This window comes from uncultured Polaribacter sp. (assembly GCF_947500975.1).
Taxonomy (GTDB): domain Bacteria; phylum Bacteroidota; class Bacteroidia; order Flavobacteriales; family Flavobacteriaceae; genus Polaribacter.
Genome location: NZ_CANMUE010000029.1, coordinates 1 through 2,625 on the forward strand (window position 1 = coordinate 1; position 2,625 = coordinate 2,625).

Sequence of the window (2,625 nt, forward strand, 5' to 3'; positions counted from 1 at the left end):
TTTTTGGCAATCTTATATTTTCCTTCGGAAAATAACGATGGCAAAAAATCGCAACTTTTTATACACCAAAACGTTGTAAAACATACCCAAAAAAGCTCGAAACTTAAAATCCAACTTTATAAATTTTGAAAATAGTAACTTTTAAGTTACCTTTGTGTCAATGGAAAAAGTTAGGCAAGTAATACAATATAAAAATTATTTCGAAGAGTTTTTGCTTGCTCAGCCGAAAAAGGTTCAGGACAAAATATTTAAGGTCATTGAAATAATCGAAACATATCAGCACGTGCCGAAAACATATTTGGCACCAATGAAAACTTACAAAGGATTATTTGAGGCTCGAATAAAATTAGGTTCGAATATTTGGCGAGTTTTTTGCTTCTTCGACAAAGGTAAGTTAGTTATACTCTTAAACGGATTTACAAAAAAGACACAGAAAACACCGAAAAAGGAAATTGAAAAAGCTGTCCGATTAATGAAAGAGTATTACGAAGAAAAAAACAAAGGCAATGGAAACTAAAAGTTGGAAAGAAATAAAAGACACAGTTTACGGAAAAAAAGGAACTGAACGGAGAGACGAGCTCGACAGAGATTTTGAATCATTTAAAATCGGTTTGTTATTGCGAAATGCACGTGAGGAAAAAAACCTGACTCAAGAACAACTCGGTGAACTGATTGACAAAAAACGAACTTATATTTCTCGTGTGGAAAATAATGGAAGTAATCTGACTTTAAAAACCTTATTTGACATAGTAGAAAAAGGACTTGGCGGAAAAGTTAATATTTCAATAGAAGTCTGATATAAAGTACGATTTTACAACACCGTATATAATTTATTGCTGGCTACTTGCCTACTTGCGAAAGTCCTCGCGGACTTTCTTGGTCGGTAATTATTTACTAAATTAGTTGCTTAAAATACGCAACAAACCATATACAACAACGTTACCTGTAAGCTAAAGCCAACTAAGTTCATTAATGAAACAGAAGGAATTTATTAAATCACAAATTAAGATTTCGAATATTTTAATTCTCTTATTAGGTGGAATTATTTGTACTTTTTTGGGAATAAAACTCACAATTTCTGCAGTGGAAAAACTTGGAATTCTTTTTGTCAGTATTCCATTTCTGTTTATGGGAATTGCTTCAATATATTATTTAATAAACTATGATATACTTGAAATAACAAAGGAAAAATTAATTTTGAAATCCTTATTTGGTTTTGAAAAGAAATCAATTTACTTGTCTGAAATCAAGTCATATAATGAAATAAAAAAGCAAAATGCGAAATTCAAGAACGAAATTGAATATATGGAATGGAAAGACTTGACTTTATTTGGAGAAAATTTTAGAATTAAAATATCTTCATCAAGTTATGGAAACTATCCAGAATTAAGAAAAGCTCTAATTAAAGGAAAAAAAAGAAATATAAAATCTGAGAATGAATGGCATAGAAAAAATACTCTTTATTTTGGAATTGGTTTTTTAATCTTTGGAATTATTATTTCTATTTGGTTTGGAATTATTTCTAAAGACTTGAATAAAAAACTATTGAGTGTAGGATTTTCGTCTTTATTTATAATTTATGGAATTTATTTAATCAGGAAAACAAAAAAAGCCTACAGGTAACAATGTATAAACTTTATTGCTGCAACATTTTTCCTTCGGAAAAATATGCAGGCACAAAGTTATTTAATATTTTGCTTACTTTTAGCATAACAAAAACGCAACAAAGCTTATACTAAAACGTTAGCAGCAATAAATCACTCAATCCCAAAAATAGGAAATCCAAAAAAAATATCACTTAAAACCTTGAAAAACGAATGAAGACAAAAATTATAACAAAAAGTATTTATTTCAGTTTATTAGTTTTTCTATTCTCTTGCAACGAAAGTGAAGAAGAAATTAATCTTGGAAACAATTTTTATTACATTCCATTTCAAGAAATAATTTTCGACGTAACAACTTTCGGCGGAAACGGAATTTATCAACTTGAGAATAATGAAAAAATTCCTGTTATTTTATCGGATATTGAGAAATATGAATTTAATTCTGAATTCATTATTGTAGAACAGAACTTCAACACTGAACAGACTTCTCGTTTAATTCAAAATATGTTATTTATGCCCGAAACATATTTCACATATGACAAAAAATATTTAAAACTAAATGAAAACTATTTAGCGAAATTAGACGAATCGGAAAATAATAGCATTTATTCTAAAAAATTTACGAAAGAACTTTTAGAAAATACTTCATCACTTCAAAAAATGAAAAAGAATAAGGAAAATTATTATATTATTGAAAAAAAAGAATTGAAAATTAATGGACCATTAACAAAAAGTGAATTTAAAGAAATGAAAATGAAGCTTGAAATAAATTTAAGTTTTGAATAAATAACTGCTGCTAACACCGTATAAACTTTATTGCTGGTTTTAGCTCACTTGAGAAATTCCTTCGGAATTTCGCCGTTCGTGTTTTATTTAGTAACTTCATTGCTTAAACAACGCAACAAAGCTTATACAACAACGTTACCTTTAATTACCAAAAAAACCCCTCTATTCAAGAACTTAACGCAACAAATCTAAATTAATAGATTTGTAATAATGATAAGAAAAAAGAATAGAAGAT

At 28.0% G+C, this 2,625-nt stretch carries 4 protein-coding genes; all 4 read left to right on the forward strand.

Translation table 11 applies throughout. From position 1 onward, the window contains the following. The first annotated feature begins 160 nt into the window (after positions 1 to 160). The 4 genes from Q0733_RS12835 to Q0733_RS12850 all read left to right on the forward strand — a co-directional run bounded on the left by Q0733_RS12835 (position 161) and on the right by Q0733_RS12850 (position 2,390). Positions 161 to 517, forward strand: a complete 357-nt coding sequence (locus Q0733_RS12835) for a type II toxin-antitoxin system RelE/ParE family toxin (RefSeq protein WP_298782716.1) — start codon at positions 161 to 163, stop codon at positions 515 to 517. Further along, complete coding sequence (locus Q0733_RS12840) at positions 507 to 797, forward strand: helix-turn-helix domain-containing protein (protein ID WP_298782717.1); 291 nt, start codon at positions 507 to 509, stop codon at positions 795 to 797. Before Q0733_RS12835 ends, Q0733_RS12840 begins: the two co-directional genes overlap by 11 nt. 175 nt (positions 798 to 972) lie before the next feature. Beyond that, positions 973 to 1,623, forward strand: a complete 651-nt coding sequence (locus tag Q0733_RS12845; RefSeq protein ID WP_298782719.1) for a hypothetical protein — start codon at positions 973 to 975, stop codon at positions 1,621 to 1,623. 194 nt (positions 1,624 to 1,817) lie between these two features. Further along, positions 1,818 to 2,390, forward strand: coding sequence for a hypothetical protein (locus Q0733_RS12850; protein WP_298782721.1), 573 nt, complete (start codon positions 1,818 to 1,820; stop codon positions 2,388 to 2,390). The last annotated feature ends 235 nt before the right edge of the window (positions 2,391 to 2,625 follow it).